Below are 21,794 nucleotides of genomic sequence, written 5' to 3' on the forward strand. Positions count from 1 at the left end.
CGTCAGCCAACCTGTCCCTGACATCGACACTGAGACCTTGCAAACGGGGAGGAGACCATATACTGGTAAGCGACAGCGCACCTGCCACAGAGGTTGTCAATTCCCAACGGTATTTCTGGAGAGATTGTATCTACAGAGCTCGGAGGGCCGATTTGGGGTGGACTGTTCCAAGACCGTCAACCGCGGGACTAGTGTTGACGAGTTACAGGGATGTAGTTCACTCGCCACATCCATGTGGCTCGCCCTTCGGGCAGCCTTCGGCTGTGCTAATCGGCTATCCTGCCGATTAGTGCCACGTGTCTTGGAACAGTCCACCCCGAAGCGGACCGGGCGTGAAGCCAGTTCCCAAGTCTTCTACTTAAGCTATAACCCGTATCCGCCGTAACCTAACGTCGAATGATCTTAATTCTGACGCCTCAAATGCCCCACAAAATTACACGGCCCCTGCCGTGCATCCAACTGCGGCTGCAACAACTTCGTCCACCCCGTCCGGCAGGCGCCGGTCGATCCCGGCAGACAGGCGATCAGGGTATTGTTCGCCAAACCGGCCAGCGCGCGGGACTGAATGGTGGAGGTCCCGATCTCATCCCAGGAAATCTGCCGGAACATCTCCCCAAACCCTTCCACCTCCTTGTCGAACAGCGGCTTAACCGCCTCCGGTGTGGAATCCCGGTCGGTAAACCCGGTGCCGCCGGTGATCAGTATGACCTGGATATCCTCGTCCGCAATCCACTCCGATATTTGAGCACGAAGCTGATAAATATCATCTTTCAACAATGCCCGGGCCCAGAGCTGGTGGCCCTCCTCCTGAAGGGAATCCACCAGGTACTGACCCGAGGTGTCATTCTCGTAGGTGCGGGTATCCGAGACGGTCAATACGGCGATGTTCAGCGGTTCTTTTTCCGTGGGGAGTGCGTGAGCCATTCAAGTCTGCTCCGAGATCGATAAGCGTCAAAATCAAAAGGCGGCGGTTCAGCCGCCAATCATGGCCAGGTGCTTGGTGGCACCGGCGTTCTGTTCGTGAAGGTGGTGGCTGTAATCCTTGCCTTTGATGGCCTCCTGCAGAAACGCCATTACGGGTTCGGGGTCATCGGACTGAAGCAGATGGCGCAGGCTCTGGTGTTCGTCGACAAACAGACACAGAAACAATTGCCCCTGGCTCGAGACCCGAAGGCGGTTGCAGGTGGCGCAGAAGTCTTTGCTGTAGGGCATGATCATGCCGATGCCGCCGGCGTAGTCCGGGTGCCAGAACTCCCGGGCCGGGCCGGAATCCCGGCCGCGCAACCGCTCCTGCCAGCCCTGGGTGCGCATGCGCTCGATCACCTTGTCGCCGCTCAAATGATGGCGGTCAAAAAACTCGGCATTGTCGCCAGTCTGCATCAGCTCGATCATGCGCAGGGTGATGGGCCGTTTTTTCACAAAGTCCAGAAAGTCATCGAGCGCATCGTCGTTGTAGTGCTTCATCAACACACTGTTGACCTTGATGCTGGGCAGCCCCAGCTCGGCGGCCCGGTCCAGACCCTGCAGGATTTTCTGCAGCTTGTTGTGGCCGGTGATCATCTCGAATTTGGCGTGGTTCAGGCTGTCGATGCTGACGTTCACCGCATCCAGGCCGGCGGCCATCCAGTCGTCGATGTCCTTGGCCATGCGATAACCGTTTGTGGTCAGCGCCACTGTTTCGATGCCCGGGGTCTGCTTGCACACGGCAATGATGTCGGTCAGGTCCTTGCGCAGGGAGGGTTCGCCGCCGGTAATGCGCACCTTGCGCATCCCCAGACGGGCGAACGCTGTCACGAGGCGGCGAATTTCGTCGAGGGTCAGATCCTGCGCACGGGCCTCGGGGCCGCAATCGGTCCCCTCGGGCAGGCAGTAGTCGCACCGGAAGTTACACACTTCGGTGACAGACAGGCGCAAGTAACTGAAGCGCCGATCAAAAGAGTCAGTCAGCATAGAAACACCTTTCCAAGCACGGGAGGCGGCCCGGTTTCCCGAACAACCCTGGTTACCACCACCCGGCCGGGTGGACGAGGGGGTAACGGCCCGGTGACCCTAGCAATGCCTTAGGTCAACGGGCTCGGTGTGAGTTTTTGAGTTCCCAGCAAGTGTAGCGCAATTTGACCCGGTTGTTTATGGCCCCGAGGTATAACCCGTCTACCCAAACCTGGGTAGTTTGAGCGCTGATTGCACGGGTTTTGAGCCAAATCAAGCACTTGGCCGAACCCCGGGGTTAGTATGCCGCGTTTTTGACCCGGCCTTGCGCCCGCTACCGGAGGATCCTCACTCAATGCCTCAGCCTGTTGCCGCCCCTGAACTCCTGTCCCCCGCCGGCAGCCTGCGCGCCATGCGCCTGGCCTTTGCCTATGGCGCCGATGCCGTCTACGCGGGCCTGCCGCGGATGAGCCTGCGGGTGCGCAACAACAGCTTTGACCCGGAGGCCATGGAACAGGGCATTCGGGAGGCTCACGCCCTGGGCAAGCGATTTTATGCGGTGACCAATGTGGCGCCTCACAACAACAAGGTGCGCACCCTGATTAAACACCTGGCGCCACTGGTGGAGATGGGACCGGATGCGCTGATCGTGTCCGACCCCGGGGTCATCTGGCTGGTACGGCAGAATTTCCCCGACATACCCATGCATCTTTCGGTGCAGGCCAATACCGTGAACTGGGCAGCGGTCAAGTTCTGGCAGGAGCAGGGCATAGAGCGGATCATCCTGTCCCGGGAACTGGGTATTGAAGAGATCGGAGAGATTCGCGCACAGGTGCCGGACATGGAGTTGGAAGTCTTCGTTCACGGCGCTCTGTGCATGGCCTATTCCGGGCGCTGCATGCTCTCGGGCTACTTCAATCACCGCGACCCGAATCAGGGCGCCTGCACCAACGCCTGCCGCTGGAAGTACGAGGCCAAACCGGCCCGGGAAAACGAAGTAGGGCAGTGGGAGCCGGTGGTGATCGAGGACAAAACCCGCCCGGGCGAGCTGATGCCCCTGGATGAAGACGAGCATGGCAGCTACATTCTTAACTCCAAAGACCTGCGCGCGGTGGAATACGTCGAGCAGCTCACCCGCCTGGGCGTGCACTCGCTCAAAATCGAGGGCCGCACCAAGTCGCCATACTATGTAGCGCGCACCGCTCAGGTTTACCGTCGGGCAATCGATGATTCCGTAGCGGGCCGTTCATTTGATCCCAGTCTGCTCTTCGAGCTCGAAGGCCTGGCCAATCGGGGCTATACGGCCGGTCTGCTGGACCGCCACGCCCGGCCGGAAACCCTGCAGAACCTGGAGCGCGCGCACCACAGCGGCGCCCAGCAGTGGGTCGGCGAGCCCAAGACGAGGGTGGGGGACTGGTATGAAGTTGAAGCCAAAAATGGCTTCCATGTGGGCGAACGTCTTTATTTGTTAACCCCGGATGGCAACCATCCGTTTGAGTTAACAGCATTGCAGGACAAAACCGGAGCCTTGATAGATCGCGCCCCGGGTTCAGGGCATCTAGTCCGCCTTCAACTGCCAGTCGACTGCGACCCCACAACGGCCCTCTTGGTTAAAAACCTCGTGTAGGGCGGATAAGCCTAAGGCGCATCCGCCGTAACCAAACGTCACGCTCTATCCGCGCTTCACGTCTGGAAACGGCGGATGCGCCTTAGGCTTATCCGCCCTACGCGTGATTTGGTAGTGGCTTAGCGGACGAGGGAGCAGGCACATTGAAGCGAGTTATTCACCAATTTCCGTGTTTCCCGTGGGCACCAGTGTGGCACCGTCAGGTAATAAACCGATCAAACGGAATCACGGTCACCTCATCACCCACTTCAACCCGTCCCCGTTCGGCTTCCAGCACCGCGTAAGCATTCGCCCCGAGGAACGAAGTCAACACGCCCGAGCCCTGGGCGCCGTTACTGCCAACCTGATTCTCGCCATCAATGCAGCGCAGGGTCGCGCGCTGAAAATCCTGTCGGCCGGGGCGCTTTTTGTAGCCGCTGGTGGCTTTGGCGGTCAGCTGTAGTGTCGGTTCCGGTGCCTCCCCGGCCATAGCGCGCAGGATGGGTAGTGCGAGTTGATGCAGGGTGACCATGGAGGAAACCGGGTTGCCGGGCAGGCCGAAAAAGACCGCTTGACCCAGGTGCCCGAAGGCGAAAGGCTTGCCGGGTTTGATCGCCACTTTCCAGAAACCGATCTCCCCCAGCTCGCCCAGGATGTCTTTCACATAGTCCGCATCGCCCACTGAGACACCGCCGCTGGAAACAATCGCGTCCGCTTCGGAGCCGGCGCGTTCGAGCGCCGCCCGGATAGCGTCGGGCTGATCGGGAATCAGGCCCAGGTCGAGTACCTCGACGTCCAGTCGCTGCAGGATTGCGATCAGGCCGTAGCGGTTGCTGTCGTAAATATGGCCGTCTTTCAGTGGCTGACCCGGTGGCGTGAGTTCATCGCCGGTGGACAGCACTGCGACTTTGATCCGGCGTCTGACGCTTGCTTCCACCAGGCCCAGCGAGGCCAGCAAGGCGAGGTCGATCGGACCGAAGCGGTAGCCGGAGGGGAACACTTCCTGGCCCCGGCTGATGTCTTCCCCGGCGCGGCGGATGTTTTCTCCGGAAGACGGTGTTTTCAGAATCTTGACGGTGTCGCCACTCACTTCGGTATTTTCCTGCATCACCACCGCATCGGCGCCTGCAGGAATGGTGGCGCCGGTCATAATGCGCACGCACTGGCCCGGTTGCAGCTCGCCCTCGAACCGGTGTCCGGCCAGGGACTGCCCGATCAATGCCAGCGGCTGCCCGGCATCTTCCGCGCGCAGGGCGTAGCCGTCCATCGCGGAGTTGTCGTAGCCGGGCACATTGAAGCCGGCGTGCACCGGCTCGGCCGTGACCCGGTCGAGCAGGTCGGGGAGGGGGACGGTCTCGGTTTCGGACACGGATTGTACCGCCACCTGCATGCGGGCGATGGCATCCTGTACCGGAATCAGCTGGGGTTCATCGCAACAGGCCATCAGTCACTCTTTTCCTGGTTGATCATCCAGACAGCGGCTTCCACACGCGAGCGCAGGCCGAGTTTCTTCAGCAGGTGTTTGACGTGCACTTTGACCGTGCCGTCGGAGATGTCCAGCTCCCGGGCGATGAGTTTGTTGCTCAGTCCCTTGGCGATCAGCTTGAGAATTTCCAGCTCGCGCCCGGTCAGGCTGTCGAGCTTGGCTTCGTTGTTGGGTTGCGGCCGGCGGATGGCGGTGGCCAGGGCCTGGGTGACCGCTTCGCTCATCACCATCCGGCCTTCCAGTGCCCGGCCGATCTGATTGAGCAGCTCCTCCGGCTCGGTGTCCTTGAGCAGGTAGCCGTCAGCGCCGCGCGAGATGGCAGCAATCACGTCGTCGTCGGCGTCGGAGACGGTGAGCATCACGATCCGGGAGGTCACGCCTTCGGCGCGCAGTTTCTCGAGCGTTTCCAGCCCATCCATGCCCTGCATGTTCAGGTCGAGCAGGATCAGGTCCGGGTCCAGTTCAACCCCCAGCTTCAACGCCTCGGCACCACTGCCGGCCTGGGCGACCAGCTCCAGGTCGTCGGTCAGCTCTATCAGTTGTTGCAACCCCTTGCGCAACAGGGGGTGATCGTCCACCAGCATGATGCTGGCCGCGTCGTGACTCATTGCGGTGTCTCCCTAAATGTTGTCTCCGGAGCATTGTCGGTGGCGAGCGCGGCTTTGGCAAGCATCGCCAGGCGGCTAGCGCAGGCAGGGCCAGTACACAAGCTGTCCGTTGGGGGTACCCACAAAGAGGGGCGGGTGGCTGGGCTTCTATCGCCAAAGGAGCATTGAGCGCTGCGGCGGTGAACCGCATAGTAAAGGCAGTCACGTTTGTCAGCCTCGGTGCTCTATGCCCAACCCACTATCGCAGACTCAGGCAAACTCCGCTTCGCCGGGTACCGCCTCCGCTCTGGAGTCGCCGCGTCTGCCCTTTGGTTGGCTGACGGGGGCACTGCTGTGCGCATTCGGCATCTGGATGCTGCCCTCGGTGCTGATGGTGTTTCTTGCCCAGACCCGCCCGGACCTCAGTGTGGCGGACCTGTTGACGTTGTTGGCGCTGACCGGTGTGTCGGCCACGGTATTGCGGCTCACCATCGGATTCTGGCTGCAGACGGGGTTCGGCCGGGCATTGGTGTTCTGGGCGCTGCTGGTGTTGTTGATGGTGAGCCTGGCGGTCGCCGGTCTTATGGCGTTCGGAGGTGCCTCCGGGTGGAACCTGGCCGGGTTGAGCGTACTGGCGGGGCTGGGCGGTGGTGGCCTGGCGGCGCTGAGTGGCCCGAGTGCACTGCCTGACGAAGAAACCCAGTACGAGCTGGAAGCCGCTTCGCTGGTGGGACACCTGGGTATGGTGCTGACGCTGCTGCTGGTGCCCTATGCCTTGCTCTGGCCGCTTCCCGCCTTGTCCGGGGCGCCGCTGATCTCCGGCGCGAGTCATTTCCTGGGGCGGGTTCCTGCGGGAGCGCCGGTATGGCTCGGCTGGTCTGGTGTGCTCTGGGCGCTTGCCTGTGCCGGGCTGCTGGGCGTCTGGTATTTTCTCGGGCGCAACGGTGTCCCGCTTTGGGTGCCACAGTGGCGCCGTGCGCTGTTGGCTGTCGTGCTGGGCCTTCTGGCATCGGCGCTGGTAGCCCGGGTGATATTGCCGGTCTCGCTCGGAGGCTTGGCGCTGGCCGCGCCCGCCGAACTGGTGCTGTCGGTACTGTTGGCCCTGTGTATTCTGATCATTCTGGTCCTGACGCCGGCTGCGCCACGTCGGCGAACCACCCAGTTGTTGGCACACCGGCATCTGTGGGTGATGAGCGCGCTCTGGGTGGCCAGCCTGGGTACCTTCCTCGGGTTAACGCTGGTATTCCCTCTGCTGACCTCGGTATTGTTTCGCCTCCCGGGCGATGGTGGGGCAGGCTACCCCGGAGTATTCCTGTATGCCTGGATGCTGCCCATGGCGGCGATCCTGATGCGTCCACTGGGCAGTTGGGCCGCACGTCGCTGGGGCGGTATGCGGGTGGTAGTGACCAGTCTGTTGTCGTCGATGCTTGGAGCCGGTTGGCTGTTTGGGGTGCTGGTACGCATTGGTCGGTCGGATTATCCACCGGATGAATTGACGGGCTATCTGCTGGGCATGGGCGGGTTGTTCATGGCGTCGGGGTTGGGGCATGCAGCACTGGTGCAGACCCTGCCCAGGGTGTTTCCCCCGTCGTTGCGTCCCGGCGCCAGTGTCTGGCTGATGTCGGTGGCGACCCTGGGCATGGCCTATATTCCGCTGGCGTTGGTGCGCGCTCTGAATCAGGAGGCCGTTCATCAGGCGTTTCTGGGCTTTGCCGTGTACTTTTTTCTCTGCGCATTGCTGGCATGCATTGTCTACCTGCGACGGCATGCCTCTGTCTATAACCCCTGAGTCTACCCCTTCATGGGTAAAGGGTGGTGCCTAAACGGCTCAATAGGCAAGGGCGCCAATCATTTCTAGTATGAGCCAGTACCCCCATACATTGTCGGGTTTTTGATTCCCGGGTCAATCATTCTCTGGAGACGCCTCATGCTAGATGCCAGCGCCATTGCCCCCCGCGATCAGCGGCGCGCGCTTTTTCTTTCCACCTTTGCGTTCACGCTGTGTTTTGCCGTCTGGACCATTTTTTCCATTCTGGGCATTCAGATCAAACAGGAACTCGGGCTGAGCGATACCCAACTCGGCCTGCTGATGGCCACGCCGATTTTATCCGGCTCCATCAGTCGCCTGTTTCTGGGTGTGCTCACCGACCGGTTCGACGGGCGCTGGGTGTTTGGTCTGCTGATGATCGCCACGGGTGTGGCGGTGCTGCTGGTCAGCATGGCGCAAAGTTATTATCTGCTGTTGCTGGCCGCTCTGGGCGTGGGCCTGGCCGGTGGCTCCTTCATTGTGGGGGTGGCCTATACCTCGACCTGGTATCCGCCCGGAAAGCAGGGTACCGCGCTGGGTATTTTCGGTGCCGGTAATGTCGGCTCGGCCATCACCAACTTTGGCGCCCCCTTTTTGCTCCTGGCACTCGGGTGGCAGGTGACCGCCCAGGTGTACGCCGTGGTGATCGCCCTGATGGGGGTTGGCTTCATTCTGTTTGCCAAACCTGATCCGGCGCTGGCGGAACGCCGGGCCAAAATCACCACCCTGGGTGAGCAGCTGGCGCCTCTGGGAGACCTTCGGGTCTGGCGGTTCGCGCTCTATTACTTTTTTGTTTTCGGGGCCTTCGTTGCTCTCGCTTTGTGGCTGCCTCATTATCTGATGGAGGTCTACGGTGTGGGCATTGCCGCGGCGGGCATGCTCACCGCGCTCTATACCATTCCGGCCTCACTGTTCCGGGTGCTCGGCGGCTGGATGTCCGACCGCTACGGCGCGCGCCGGGTCATGTACTGGACCCTGATTGCGTCCGTGATCAGTTGTTTTCTGCTCAGCTATCCGCCCACCGAGTACCGTGTGCTCGGGGTGGATCGCACGCTGGAATTCAGCTTTGAGCTGACTCTGCCCGCTTTTGTGATGCTGACTTTTATTCTCGGGTTTTTCATGTCTCTCGGGAAAGCGGCGGTGTTCAAGCACATCCCCGTCTACTACCCCACGCACGTCGGCGTGGTCGGTGGTATCGTCGGTATGATCGGTGGCCTGGGCGGCTTTTTCCTGCCTCTGACTTTCGGCATGCTCAACGATGTGATTGGCATCTGGCAAAGCGCCTTCATGTTGTTGTTTGTCATTGCCGGGGCGGCGCTGGTCTGGATGCACTACGCCATTCGTCTGGCGGAGCGACACGAGTGGCGTTCCGGTAAGGATGTGACCGATCTGCCGGAGTTCTCCACCCCCGATGCGTTTGTACTGGAGGACTGGCGTCCGGAAGATGAAACCTTCTGGGAAGAGAAGGGCAAAAAAATTGCGCGGCGCAATCTGTGGATTTCCATTCCCAACCTGTTTCTCGCGTTTGCGGTCTGGTCCATCTGGTCCATTCTGGTGGTGAAAATGCCGCAGCTCGGCTTTCCCTACACCTCGAACCAGTTGTTCTGGTTGGCGGCCCTGCCGGCATTGTCCGGCGCCACACTGCGAATCTTTTACAGCTTCATGGTGCCGATTTTTGGCGGCCGCCGCTGGACGGCAATTTCCACTGCCTCGCTGTTGTTGCCCTGTCTGTGGCTGGGCTTTGCCCTGCAAAATACGGATACGTCTTACCTGGTGATGTTGATTCTGGCTCTGCTGTGTGGCTTTGGTGGCGGTAACTTTGCCTCCAGTATGGCCAATATCAGTTTTTTCTTCCCGAAGGCCGAGAAGGGTGGGGCCCTGGGTCTCAACGCCGGGTTGGGTAACCTGGGTGTATCCGGGATGCAGTTGATCGCACCACTGGCCATTGCGGCCAGCGTGCTTGGACCTTTGGGGGGAGATCCGCTCGTAGTGCAGGAGGGTGCGAAGGCCGGTCAACAACTGTGGATTCAGAACGCGGCCCTGATCTGGGTACCGTTCATCATCATTGGAGCGGTGGCGGCCTGGTTCGGAATGAACGATATTGCCTCGGCGAAATCCTCCTTCCGCGACCAGGCGATCATTTTCAAGCGCAAACACACCTGGCTGATGTGCTGGTTGTATCTGGGCGCGTTCGGCAGTTTCATCGGTTTCGCCGCCGGCTTCCCGCTGCTGTCGGGCATGCTGTTCAAAGATGTGGATCCCACCCAGTACGCGTTCATTGGACCCTTGCTGGGCGCCTTGGCGCGCCCGGCCGGTGGCGTCATCGCCGATAAGCTGGGTGGTGCGCGCGTGACCCTGTGGATGTTCGGGGTGATGATTGCCGGTGTGTTTGGTGTGCTGCACTTCCTGCCCAGCGAAGAGAGTGCCGGCAGTTTCTGGGGCTTCTTTGGCATGTTCCTGGTGCTGTTCATCGCCTCCGGTGTGCTCAACGGCTCCACCTTCCGCATGGTGCCGGTCATGTTCCTCACTCTGCGCCAGCGCGCTTTGGGTGATACCGATCAAGCAGAGGTGGAAGGTAATCGCGAAGCGGCCGCGGTGGTGGGCTTCATTTCGGCCATTGCCGCTTATGGCGGCTTCTTCATTCCCAAATCCTACGGCACCTCCTTTGATATGACCGGAGGCGTCGGCGCGGCGCTGATCGGGTTTGTGGTGTTCTACGTCAGTTGCCTGTTGGTCACCTGGTGGTACTACGCCCGCCGCAATGCCGAGGTGCCTTGCTGATGGTATGAGTGAATCGAAAGAGACCAAAAAATGCCTCCCCTTGCGGACCAGGGGGAGGCGATTTTTCAGCTGACCGTCAGGTCCGTGTTTTTGAGGGGAATGTTGCGGATACGCTTTCCGGTTGCGGCGAAAATGGCGTTGAGCACCGCCGGTGCGGCCACCGCGATGGTGGGCTCTCCCACCCCGCCCCAGAAGCCGCCGGAGGGCATGGTGATCACTTCCACCTTGGGCATGTCCTTGAGCGTCATCACCTTGTAGGTGTTGAAGTTCTCTTGCTCAATGCGCCCGTCTTTCACGGTCGCTTCGCTGTAAAGCATGGGCGACAAGCCGTACACAAAAGACCCGGCAACTTGCGCTTCCACCTGCTGCGGGTTGATGACATGGCCCGGATCGGTGGCGGCGACGATGCGATGCATTTTTACCTTGCCGTCGGTGACCGACACCTCCGCAGCGGCGGCCACGTAGCTGCCAAAGCCCTTCACCTGGGCGATGCCCCGATAGATGCCTTCCGGCGGTTTGCTATCCCAACCGATCCCCTCGGCGGCGGCTTCGAGCACCGCCAGGTGTTTGGGGTGCTTGGCCATCAGCTTGCGCCGAAACGCCAGTGGGTCCTGCCCGGCGGCGTGAGCCAGCTCGTCGATAAAGCTCTCCAGATACAGGGTGTTCTGGTTCAGGTTGACGCCTCGCCAGAAGCCCGGACGAATGTGCGGGTTGTGCATGGCGTGGTCCACCAGCAGGTTGGGCACCGAATACCCCAGGGCCATGTCGCCCTCGGGCTCCAGGCCCTGATACGCCACCGGATCACCATTGTCGCCCATGGCCTGGGGCATGGCGTAGGCCATGATCGACTGGCCGGAAAGGCGCATATGCAGGGCCTGGACATGGCCCTCATCGTCCATGGCCGCGCGCAGACGACACTGGGTCACCGGGTGGAAACGGCCCTGCCGCATGTCCTCTTCCCGTGTCCACATCAGTTTTATTGGCGTGTCGGGAATCTGCCTGGCGATCAGGGTGGCCTGTCGTATGTAGTCTGTGGCCGCGCGGCGCCCGAAGCTGCCGCCAATGCGCATGGTGTGGATTTCGCACACTTCCTGGGGCAGCTCGGCCGCTTCGGCCAGGGCTGCCAGGGCCGCTCCCGGCACCTGGGTCGGCCCCCACATCTCGCAGCCGTTCTTACGCCAGCGCACGGTGGCGGCGAGCGTCTCCATCTGGGCGTGGTTCTGGTAGGGGTAACTGTAATCGGCTTCGATGACCCGCTCGGCCTTGGCCAGCGCGTCTTTGGCATCCCCCGCCTGATTGCCGACAAACGATGTGTCCGCAGTCAGCCCCTCGCGCAGCTTTTCGGCGATGCTGTCGCTGGAGACCTTGGCGTTCTCGCCTTCATCCCACTCGATCGGCAGGGCCTTCAGGGCTTTCTGGGCGCGCCAGAAGGTATCGGCTACCACCGCCACGGTTTCATCGTCGACGCGCAGTACCTGCTTGACGCCGGGCATGTCCTTGACGGCTTTGGCATCAAAACTTTTCAGTTTGCCGCCGTGCACCGGGCAGGCCTTGGGCACGGCCACCAGCATACCGGGCATGGAATAGTCGGCGCCGTACACCAGGGAGCCGTCGAGTTTGTCCAGGGTGTCCAGGCGGGCCTTGTCCTTACCGGCAATGCGCCAGTCTTTGGGGTCCTTGAGCGTGATGGATTCGGTCTTGGGCGGCTCGATGTCACTGGCCGCCCCGACGACGGCGCCATAGGTGGTGGTGCGTCCGCTGGGCTCGTGGGTGATCACGCCTTCGGAGACGTTGCACTCACCGGCCGGAACCTGCCACTGCCGGGCGGCGGCCTCGGTCAGCATCATACGTGCGGCGGCGCCACCCTGGCGCAGGTACTCGTGGGAGCCACGAATCGCCGTCGAGCCGGCCGTGAATTGACTCCCCCAGACATTGTCGCGCTCGCGGTTCTGGCCCGGTTTGACCAGGTCGAAGTCGACGTTTTCCCAGTCACACTCCAGCTCCTCGGCCACCAGCTGCGCCAGGCCGGTCAGGGAGCCCTGGCCCATCTCCTGGCGGGCGATACGGATCAGCACCGTCTCATCGGGCTGAACCACCACCCAGGCATTCACTTCCGGTGAGTCGGACTGTGCCAGTGCGGACTGGCTGAAGGGCACCGAAAAACCGAACACGAAGGCACCGGCGGCCGCGCCGCTGCCTTTGAGAAACCCCCGGCGGGACAGATTGACGCCGCCGTTAGCGTGGGTTTGAGCTTCAGGCTTGTTCATTGGAACCTCCCGCCTTCTCGTTGGACGCCATGCGCTGGGCGGCGAGCTTCACGCCCTCCAGCACTCTCGGGTAAGTCCCGCAGCGGCAGATGTTGGTGATTTCACTCTGGATTTCTTCATCCGTCGGGTCCGGATTCTCCGCGAGCAGCGACGAGACCGCCATGATCATACCGGGCTGGCAGAAACCGCACTGGGCCACATCAATCTCGGCCCAGGCCTCCTGGACCGGGTGAAACTGCTGCACCCCAAGGCCCTCGATGGTGGTGATTTTCTGGCTCTCGTTTACGGCGTTGATTGGCAGCACACAGGAGCGCTGCGCCACGCCGTCAATGTGCACGGTGCATGCCCCGCACAGGGCAATACCGCAGCCGTATTTGGTGCCGGTCAGGCCGAGCTGCTCGCGCAGTACCCACAGCAGGGGGGTGTCGTCCTCGACGTCGACCTCGGTGACCTGGCCGTTGATGGTGAGTTTCATGGGCGGCTCCTGGTTGTCTGTTTAAGTGGTTAACGCTGGATGGCGCTCAGGACATCCGGTTGGCCTGAACAATCTCGATCCAGTAGCCATCCGGGTCCTTGATGAAGGCGATGTGCTTCATTTTGCCATCTTCCGGGCGCTTCACATAGGCCACGTCATTGGCATCGAACCAGGCGATGGCGCTGGTCAGGTCAGGCACAGAAAAGCAGATATGGCCAAAGCCCTGGGGTTCGGCGTTGCCGTCGTGGTATTCAAAGTCCGGATCTTTCTCGGTGCCCCAGTTGTGGGTCAGCTCCAGAATGCCCCGCTGGCTGAACGTCCATTGAGTGCGGTCGGAGACTTCTTCGGGGATGCTTTCATCCTCATCCGGCCTGGCCAGAAAGTAGAGCGAGAACGCCATCTCTTCAAAGTCCAGGCGCCGCAGCACCCGCATGCCCAGCACGTGGGAGTAAAACCGGAGAGAGCGCTCGGGATCTTTTACCCGCAGCATGGTGTGGTTGAGGCGAAAGCCCTGGGTTTCTTTCGGGACCTGTTCTTCTACACCGGGGTAGTTTTCGGTATTAAAGCTCATGGACGGCGCCTCCTGTCTGAGGTTCGATAAAAAATTAGAACGCAGCGGTTGTACGTTGCCACTTGCTCAATGGTTGATTACGCTTCGCGCGCAAACACGCTGGCCTGGCGCAGGCAATCCGGTGCGAAGGAAAACTCCACCCGGGTGCCGCCCTCGGGGCGGTTGGTGATGCTCAGCCGGCCGCCGAGGTTTTTGCTGCGCTCCTGCATGATCGCCATACCGTAGTGGTTCAACTTTTCCGGGCTTTCGGGAATGCCCACCCCGTCATCGTCAATAGTGACGGACACTTTATTGTCTCGACGCTCGATGTGAACGTCGACGCGCTGCCCCTGGCTATGATGCAGAGCGTTCTGGGTGGCTTCGCGCACAATCTGCAAGAGGTGGATCTCTTCATTGGGTGTAAGGGGGAGGCTCTCCAACTGGTAGTCCAGATGGATGCTCATGTCGGTCTGGGCGCTGAGCTGTTTTACGCTCATCTGCAGTGCGCCGAGTAGTCCCGGGCCATCGACTTTGAGCCGGAAGGTTGTCAGCAGTTCGCGCAATTGACGGTAGGCCGCGCTGAGGCCCTCCTGCAGCTCGTGGGACACGTCTTCCAGGGTTTTCTTGTCGTCTTTGGCCAGTGCCCGGTTCAGGCGGGTGACCTGAATTTTCAGATACGACAGTGCCTGCGCCAGGGAGTCGTGCAGCTCACGGGCAATGACGGTGCGCTCGTGGGCCAGTGACAGGCGCCGGGCGTTGTCCTCGTCCGCCTGCAGGCTGAGCGCCATGGCAATCTGATCGGCAACGGACTGCAGCAGTTGTTGTTGCCAGGCGGTCAGGGTACCGCTTTCCCCCATCCGGCAGACCAGGACACCGTAGTGGTTCTGCTCCCGGTTCATGGGGAAGCTGTAGCGATAGACCGGATCGGGTAGCCCCGTGCCCTGCGCATTGGCCAGCAGTTCACCACTCAGACAGTCTCCACAAGCGCGGGTCATGCACAGGCCGTAGTCGCTGTCTTCCGGTTTGATCTGCCGGTAGGGATGGTCGCCCGTATCGGTAATCAGGCACAACTCCAGGTCATCCACCTGCGCAACCTGGACGGCGCGATTGATAATGGGCTGAAAATCAATACCCTGCGGTTCCTGCTCAATGATCGCCTGGGCGGTTTCGTACAGAAATTCCAGGGTGGTATTGCTGCGCTGCAGTTCCCGGGTCTGCTGCTCAATCCGGGACTCCATCTGCCCGTGGGCGTGTGCGATGGCCCGGCTCATCTGGTTGAAGGATTCGGCCACCGCGCCCAGCTCATCCATGAACCGCGGTTGCAGGCGGTACTCATAGTCGCCCTGGCTGATGCGCCGGGTGACCTGTTGCAGTTCGTTCAGTGGGTGCTCGAGCCGGCGGTGGAGCCAGTAGGCCACGATGGCCGCCAGCGCCAGAATGGCGAACAGGGCGAGCACCTGCACCAGACGCAACAAGGCGGCGTTGTGCTCGGCGTGTTGCTGCAGCTGGTCGACAAAGGCGTAGAGTTGCTCGACCAGGCGATCGGTGGCGGCGATGCGTTCGGCGGGAGGCATATTGGCGAATTCCCGCTCCAGTGCGCGCCACTGTGCCTCGGCGCTGTCGAGCTCGGTTGCCAGCTCGTCGCTGCGGTGGCGCAGCGACTCGAACAGGGGGTGAGACCAGGTCTGTTGCAGCTGTGTTCGGGCCCGCTCGCGCTGCTGCTCAGTGGCCGCCGGGTTGTCCTCCAGTGCCAGTACCCGGTAGGTGTGCATCCGCAGGGAGCCGGCAAGGTTGATCGCGTGGGCATCACTGTCCGCCCGGTCGGACAGCCAATAGGAGGCGGCCATGGTCATGGCGGCCAGGGCGACAATGCCCGCGAGGGCGAGCTTGATGCTGAGAACCAGGGATGTGGAGCGCATAGGTGGTGCCGATTGAGCGTCGTGTCCGACGACCGAAATGAACGGTACAGAGTGGGGATTCATCCCGCCCCGAGAGAGCCCCATGATAGCACCAATCGGGTTGATGCCAATGGCTCGCCCGGCGCCGGCTCAACTCTCCTGCTGTGAGCCTGAATGCCGCTCGTTCCGGGGAGTGAGAAAAGGCTGAATCAGCATCCGATCCAGCCGCAGGTCCCGTTCGGTGCGGAAGTCTTCGATGCCAATGGTCATGCCCAGATGCCCTTTTTCCGGCTGGTCCCGGTAGGTGCGAAACAGCCGGTCCCACCAGGGCAGGTTGAAACCAAAGTTGCTGTCGGTTTCCCGGCGGATGATGGAGTGGTGCACCCGATGCATTTCGGGCGTCACCACAAAAAGCCGCAGCTTGCGGTCGAGCCAGCGGGGGAGGCGAACATTGCCGTGGTTGAACAGGGAGGTGGCGTTGAGCAACACCTCGAAGATCACCACCGCGAGCGCCGGGGCCCCCAAAGCGAACACCACCGACACCTTGATCGCCATGGACAGCACAATTTCCAGTGGATGAAAGCGCAGCCCGGTGGTGACGTCGAACTCCAGGTCCGCATGATGCATCCGGTGAAGGCGCCAAAACCAGGGCACCTTGTGAAAGAGCCGATGCTGGAAATAGATGGCCATATCCAGCACCAGGACCGCCAGGAGTATCGAAAGCCAGGCGGGCAGGGTGATCAGGTTCAGCAGCCCCCAGCCCTGTTCTGAGGCGATCAGCGCGGCGCCCACAGCGGCGAAGGGGAACACCAACCGAACCGCCAGTGTGTCCAGCACCACGATCATCAGGTTGCTCGGCCAGCGCCCCAGGCGGTGAATCCGCTGGGGCCGCCGGGCGGCCAGAATCTCCCAGAGGGCCATGGCCATCAGCACGGTGAGAAAAACCCCCAGGCGGATGATCGGCTCATTGGGCAGCAGCGAATCGTTCATTCTTACCTCGCATTGCCAGTGAGCCGGAGGGAATCAGGCGGTGACTTTTTCCAGCGCCTGATCGATGTCCGCAATGATATCGTCGATATGTTCAATACCGATGGACAGACGCACCAGGTCCGCCGATACACCCGCGGATTTCAGTTCGTCTTCGTTCAGCTGACGGTGGGTGGTTGTGGCCGGATGACAGGCGAGTGATTTGGCATCGCCGATGTTGACCAGGCGCAGGATCATCTGCAGCGCGTCGATAAACTGCGCGCCCGAGTCCTTTCCGCCCTTGATGCCAAAACTCAGAATGCCGGACGCTTTGCCGCCGCTGATTTTCTGGCACAGGGCGTTGTAAGGGCTGTCCGGCAGCGCGGCGTAGTTCACCCAGTTGATCTTCGGGTGCTGCTTCAGGTGTTGCGCTACTTTCAGGGCGTTCTCGCAGTGGCGCTCCATACGAAGCCCCAGTGTTTCCAGCCCCTGCATGATCAGGAAGGCACTGTGCGGCGCGAGCGCTGAGCCGGTGTTGCGCAGCGGCACCACCCGGCAGCGTCCAATGTAGGCCGCTTCGCCCAGCGCTTCGGTGTAAATCACATTATGGTAGGAGGGGTCCGGCTCATTGAGCATGGGGAAGCGCTTCCTGTTGGCCACCCAGTCAAACTTGCCCGAGTCCACAATAACGCCCCCCACGGTGGTGCCGTGGCCACCGATGTATTTGGTGAGGGAGTGGACCACGATGTCTGCCCCGAACTCAAAGGGCTTGCACAGAAAAGGCGTCGCCACCGTGTTGTCCACAATCAACGGAATACCGTGGCGGTGGGCGATATCCGCCAGCGCCTGAATATCCACAATATTACCGGCGGGGTTGCCGATGGACTCACAGAACATCGCCTTGGTCTTGTCGTCAATCAGGCTTTCCATCTTTTCCAGATCGTCGAAGGAGGCCATGCGCACGTCGATCCCCTGGCGAGGAAAGCTGTGGGCGAACAGGTTGTAGCTGCCGCCATACAATTGACTGGTGCTGACGATGTTATCGCCGGCATCGGTGATGCACTGGATGGCGTAGGTGATCGCCGCCATGCCCGAGGCCAGCGCCAGGGCTCCGATACCGCCTTCCATCGCGGCCATGCGCTCTTCCAGTACCGCATTGGTCGGATTCATGATCCGAGTGTAAATATTGCCTTTGACCTTCAGGTCGAACAGATCGGCCCCGTGTTGAGTGTCATCAAAGGTGTATGAGGTGGTCTGGTAAATCGGCGTCGTCGCCGCGTGGGTCGTGGGCTCGGCCTCATAGCCACAGTGCAATGCCAGTGATTCCAGTTTCATCGGTTGTACTCCTGATCAGCGGTGCCTGGGCACCGGATATTTTGAAGTCTTGGGAGCAGTGACTGTACCACATCTGTGAATGAAAATGACTCGCAAAAACCCCACATCTATTACGGGATACCACCGATGAATCGGGTGGCCTGAAAGTGTATTCGCGGTAAAAGGATAAAACTATAGAGAACAATAAAATCAGAGGGTTACGTGAATATTGATGTACCACAAAGGGAGTAGAAGGAGGCATTTTCAGGGCTCGGCGTCCGGTGGCGGACCCGCGGATTTTTACGCACTATGAGCGGGTGAAATGATTACCGAGCAATGACCCGATCCGGGCATTGCCCCAGCCTTTGTTCAGGAGTCCGCGAATGAGTCACCTTCTCGACAAGTTGCGCTATTTTCAGGCGCAGCGAGAACCTTTTGCCGAAGGCCACGGCGTTACCACCGATGAAGATCGCCAATGGGAGCGCGGTTACCGCCAGCGCTGGCAGCACGACAAAGTGGTGCGTTCCACCCACGGCGTGAACTGCACCGGCTCCTGCAGCTGGAAAATCTATGTGAAGAACGGCCTGGTCACCTGGGAAACCCAGCAGACCGACTACCCGCGCACGCGCCCCGACCTGCCCAATCACGAGCCCCGGGGCTGTCCACGCGGCGCCAGCTACTCCTGGTATATCTACAGCGCCAACCGTCTGAAATACCCCAAGGTGCGGCAGTCGTTGATGAAGCTTTGGCGTCAGGCGCGGCAGGAATACACCGACCCGGTGGCTGCCTGGGCCTCCATTGTGGAAGATCCGGCCAAGGCGAAGAGCTATAAATCGCGGCGCGGCCTGGGCGGATTCATCCGCGCTCACTGGGATGAAGTGAATGAAATCATTGCCGCCTCCAATGTTTACACCGCCAAGACCTATGGTCCGGACCGCATCACCGGATTCTCACCCATTCCGGCGATGTCCATGGTGTCCTATGCGGCGGGCGCCCGCTATCTGTCCCTGATCGGCGGCAATTGTCTGAGTTTTTATGACTGGTACTGTGACCTGCCTCCCGCGTCGCCACAGGTGTGGGGCGAGCAGACCGATGTGCCCGAGTCGGCGGACTGGTACAACTCCTCCTACATCATCTGCTGGGGCTCCAACGTGCCCCAGACCCGCACGCCGGACGCCCACTTTCTGACGGAAGTCCGCTACAAGGGCACCAAGGTGATCAGCATCACCCCGGACTATTCCGAAGTGGCCAAGCTTACCGACCAGTGGTTGGCCCCCCGCCAGGGCACCGATGCCGCTCTGGCCATGGCCTTCGGTCACGTTATCCTCAAGGAGTTCTATGTCGACTCCCAGAGCGAGTACTTCACGAATTACGTGAAGCGCTACACCGATATGCCCAACCTGGTCATCCTTGATGACGAAGGCGGCCGCCTGCAGCAGGGCCGTTTTCTGCGCGCCGCCGACCTGGTGGATAACCTGGGCGAGGAGACCAACCCGGATTGGAAAACCATTGCCATTCACAGTGACGATCAGCGCCTGGTCAGCCCCAATGGCTCTATCGGCTATCGCTGGGGTCGTCCGGAGGGGCAAGCCGGGCGGTGGAACCTGGAGAATCGCGACGGGAAGACCGGCGAAGAAGTCGATCTGCAGTTGTCCCTGAAAGGCAACAGTGATGACATCGCCGATGTGGCCTTCCCTTATTTTGGTTGCAAAGAACACGATTACGGTTACTTCCAGCACACCGAGCACACCGAAGTGCAGATGCGCAAAGTGCCCGCCAAGCGGGTCACTCTCGCCGATGGCCGGGAAGTGCTGGTGGCCACCGTATTTGATCTCACGCTGGCCAACTACGGTGTCGACAATGGTCTGGATGATCCCAACTGCGCCCAGAGCTTTGATGATGACAAGCCCTACACGCCCAAGTGGCAGGAGCGCATTACCGGCGTCAAGCCCGAGCATGTAACGACTGTTGCCCGGGAGTTTGCCCGCACCGCTGACAAAACCCATGGCCGCTCCATGATCATTGTCGGCGCCGGTATGAACCACTGGTTCAACATGGACATGAACTACCGCGGGCTGATCAACATGCTGATGATGTGTGGCTGCGTCGGCCAGAGCGGCGGCGGTTGGGCCCATTATGTGGGTCAGGAAAAACTGCGGCCGCAGACCGGCTGGCAGCCGCTGGCCTTTGGTCTGGATTGGCAGCGCCCGCCACGGCAGATGAACGGCACTTCCTTCTTCTACGCTCACTCTGACCAGTGGCGTTACGAAAAACTGAACATGAGCGACCTGGTCTCCCCCCTGGCAAACAAGGACAAGTGGCAGTCCAGCATTCTGGATTACAACACCCGCGCCGAGCGTATGGGCTGGTTGCCCTCCGCACCGCAGCTGGCCACCAATCCGCTCAAACTGGCCGAGGCCGCCAGGGCGGCAGGCAAGGATGTCAAAGACTATGTGCGCGATCAGTTGGTGGGCGGCGAGCTGAAGTTTGCCTGCGAAGATCCGGACAGCCCGGAGAACTACCCGCGCAATATGTTCATCTGGCGCTCGAACCTGCTGGGTTCCAGCGGCAAGGGCCACGAGTACATGTTGCGTCACCTGCTGGGTACCAAGCACGGTCTGATGAACAAGGACCTGGGGGAAACCGGTGAAGTCAAACCCGAAGACGTCACCTGGCGCGATGAGGCGCCCGAGGGAAAAGTGGATCTGTGGGTGACCCTGGACTTCCGTATGTCCACCACCTGTCTCTACTCCGATATCGTTCTGCCGACCGCCACCTGGTACGAAAAGGACGATATGAACACTTCGGACATGCACCCCTTTATTCACCCACTGACCGAAGCGATTGACCCGGTGTGGGAGTCGCGCAGCGACTGGGATATTTTCAAAGGTATTGCCAAGAAGTTTTCGGAGCTCACCAACGGGCACCTCGGCGTCGAGCAGGATGTGGTGACCACACCCATCATGCACGACTCCCCGGGAGAAATGGCCCAGCCTTACGGCGTGAAAGCCTGGTGGAAAGGCGAATGTGAGGCCGTGCCCGGTGTGACCATGCCCAACATCAATGTGGTGGAGCGGGATTACCCCAACACCTACCATCGCTTCACCTCTCTCGGACCCTTGATGGACAAGCTGGGCAACGGCGGTAAGGGCATCAACTGGGATACCAAAGAAGAGGTGGCATTCCTCGGTAAGCTCAATCGCGTACATCATGAAGAAGGGGTGAACAAAGGTCGTCCACGGATTGAGTCTGCCATTGATGCCTGTGAAGTGATCCTGTCGCTCGCGCCGGAAACCAACGGTCATGTCGCGGTAAAAGCCTGGGACGCTCTGGGCAAAATTACCGGTCGGGATCACAAGCACCTGGCACTACCCAAAGAAGAGGAGAAAATCCGCTTCCGCGATATCGTCGCCCAGCCGAGGAAGATCATCTCTTCACCCACCTGGTCGGGGCTGGAAGACGAGCATGTGTCCTACAACGCGGGTTATACCAACGTGCATGAACTGATTCCCTGGCGCACTATTACCGGACGTCAGCAGTTCTATCAGGATCACGAGTGGATGCTGGATTTCGGTGAGCAACACTGCCTGTACAAGCCGCCGGTGAACCTGAAAACCGTTGAGCCGATTCTCAACCAGAGAAGCAACGGCAACAAAGAGTTGGTGCTCAACTTCATTACCCCGCATCAGAAGTGGGGCATTCACAGCACCTACTCGGACAACCTGCTGATGCAGACCCTCTCACGCGGCGGCCCGATTGTGTGGTTAAGCGAAAAAGACGCGAAGGAAGCGGGCATTGAGGACAATGACTGGATCGACGTGTTCAATGTCAACGGCGCCATCGCCTGTCGAGCGGTCGTGTCCCAACGGGTGCCTGAGGGGATGAGCATGATGTATCACGCCCAGGAGCGGATCATGAACACGCCCGGATCAAACCTGACCAAAACCCGCGGCGGAATTCACAACTCCGTGACCCGCGCGGTAATGAAACCCACCCATATGATCGGTGGCTACGCCCAACAGGCTTACGGCTTCAACTATTACGGCACCGTAGGCTGTAACCGCGACGAGTTCGTCATTGTCCGCAAGATGGACAAGGTCGACTGGCTGGACACTGAGTGAGGTAGTG

At 60.6% G+C, this 21,794-nt stretch carries 14 protein-coding genes and 1 riboswitch; of the genes, 4 read left to right on the forward strand and 10 right to left on the reverse strand.

Annotation, left to right across the window (positions count from 1 at the left end):
• Positions 1-402: 402 nt before the first annotated feature.
• Positions 403-924 carry a molybdenum cofactor biosynthesis protein B gene (moaB, locus tag AAE484_RS06045; protein WP_341937456.1) on the reverse strand — a complete coding sequence of 174 codons (522 nt, stop codon included), beginning with the start codon at positions 922-924 and terminating at the stop codon, positions 403-405.
• A 48-nt stretch (positions 925-972) separates the two neighbouring features.
• Positions 973-1,950: a GTP 3',8-cyclase MoaA gene (gene moaA / locus AAE484_RS06050; protein ID WP_341937457.1), complete on the reverse strand. Its 978-nt coding sequence runs from the start codon at positions 1,948-1,950 to the stop codon at positions 973-975.
• Positions 1,939-2,092, reverse strand: a riboswitch (molybdenum cofactor riboswitch). It overlaps the preceding gene by 12 nt.
• Before the next feature lie 192 nt (positions 2,093-2,284).
• On the opposite strand from moaA, the gene trhP reads away from it, so the two are divergent.
• Entirely contained in the window at positions 2,285-3,556 is a 1,272-nt protein-coding gene (gene trhP, locus AAE484_RS06055; protein WP_341937458.1) for a prephenate-dependent tRNA uridine(34) hydroxylase TrhP, read from the forward strand.
• 199 nt (positions 3,557-3,755) lie between these two features.
• Here the strand turns inward: trhP and moeA are convergent, their stop codons facing one another.
• Complete coding sequence (gene moeA / locus AAE484_RS06060; RefSeq protein ID WP_341937459.1) at positions 3,756-4,979, reverse strand: molybdopterin molybdotransferase MoeA; 1,224 nt, start codon at positions 4,977-4,979, stop codon at positions 3,756-3,758.
• On the reverse strand, positions 4,979-5,629 hold the full coding sequence (narL, locus tag AAE484_RS06065) for a two-component system response regulator NarL (protein WP_341937460.1): 651 nt from the start codon (positions 5,627-5,629) through the stop codon (positions 4,979-4,981). Before narL ends, moeA begins: the two co-directional genes overlap by 1 nt.
• Positions 5,630-5,855: 226 nt before the next feature.
• Here narL and AAE484_RS06070 point away from each other — a divergent pair, with 226 nt between their 5' ends.
• Positions 5,856-7,397, forward strand: a complete 1,542-nt coding sequence (locus AAE484_RS06070) for a hypothetical protein (protein WP_341937461.1) — start codon at positions 5,856-5,858, stop codon at positions 7,395-7,397.
• Positions 7,398-7,535: 138 nt separating this feature from the next.
• Positions 7,536-10,196, forward strand: coding sequence for a nitrate/nitrite transporter (locus tag AAE484_RS06075; protein ID WP_341937462.1), 2,661 nt, complete (start codon positions 7,536-7,538; stop codon positions 10,194-10,196).
• Between the two features lie 65 nt (positions 10,197-10,261).
• Here AAE484_RS06075 and AAE484_RS06080 read toward each other — a convergent pair whose 3' ends face one another.
• The 6 genes from AAE484_RS06080 to AAE484_RS06105 form a co-directional block, all read right to left on the reverse strand.
• Complete coding sequence (locus AAE484_RS06080) at positions 10,262-12,463, reverse strand: molybdopterin cofactor-binding domain-containing protein (protein ID WP_341937463.1); 2,202 nt, start codon at positions 12,461-12,463, stop codon at positions 10,262-10,264.
• Positions 12,450-12,938: a (2Fe-2S)-binding protein gene (locus AAE484_RS06085; RefSeq protein ID WP_341937464.1), complete on the reverse strand. Its 489-nt coding sequence runs from the start codon at positions 12,936-12,938 to the stop codon at positions 12,450-12,452. The genes AAE484_RS06080 and AAE484_RS06085 overlap by 14 nt, the downstream gene beginning before the upstream one ends.
• A gap of 46 nt (positions 12,939-12,984) precedes the next feature.
• Positions 12,985-13,509 (reverse strand): lactoylglutathione lyase, encoded by a 525-nt coding sequence (gene gloA / locus AAE484_RS06090; RefSeq protein ID WP_341937465.1) that lies wholly within the window; start codon positions 13,507-13,509, stop codon positions 12,985-12,987.
• A gap of 77 nt (positions 13,510-13,586) precedes the next feature.
• On the reverse strand, positions 13,587-15,407 hold the full coding sequence (locus tag AAE484_RS06095) for an ATP-binding protein (protein ID WP_341937466.1): 1,821 nt from the start codon (positions 15,405-15,407) through the stop codon (positions 13,587-13,589).
• A 129-nt stretch (positions 15,408-15,536) separates the two neighbouring features.
• On the reverse strand, positions 15,537-16,376 hold the full coding sequence (locus AAE484_RS06100) for a sterol desaturase family protein (RefSeq protein ID WP_341937467.1): 840 nt from the start codon (positions 16,374-16,376) through the stop codon (positions 15,537-15,539).
• 33 nt (positions 16,377-16,409) lie between these two features.
• Entirely contained in the window at positions 16,410-17,687 is a 1,278-nt protein-coding gene (locus tag AAE484_RS06105) for an O-acetylhomoserine aminocarboxypropyltransferase/cysteine synthase family protein (protein ID WP_341937468.1), read from the reverse strand.
• Positions 17,688-18,049: 362 nt separating this feature from the next.
• On the opposite strand from AAE484_RS06105, the gene AAE484_RS06110 reads away from it, so the two are divergent.
• On the forward strand, positions 18,050-21,787 hold the full coding sequence (locus tag AAE484_RS06110; protein ID WP_341937469.1) for a nitrate reductase subunit alpha: 3,738 nt from the start codon (positions 18,050-18,052) through the stop codon (positions 21,785-21,787).
• The last annotated feature ends 7 nt before the right edge of the window (positions 21,788-21,794 follow it).

This window comes from Marinimicrobium sp. C2-29, assembly GCF_038419845.1.
Classification (GTDB): Bacteria; Pseudomonadota; Gammaproteobacteria; order Pseudomonadales; family Cellvibrionaceae; genus Marinimicrobium.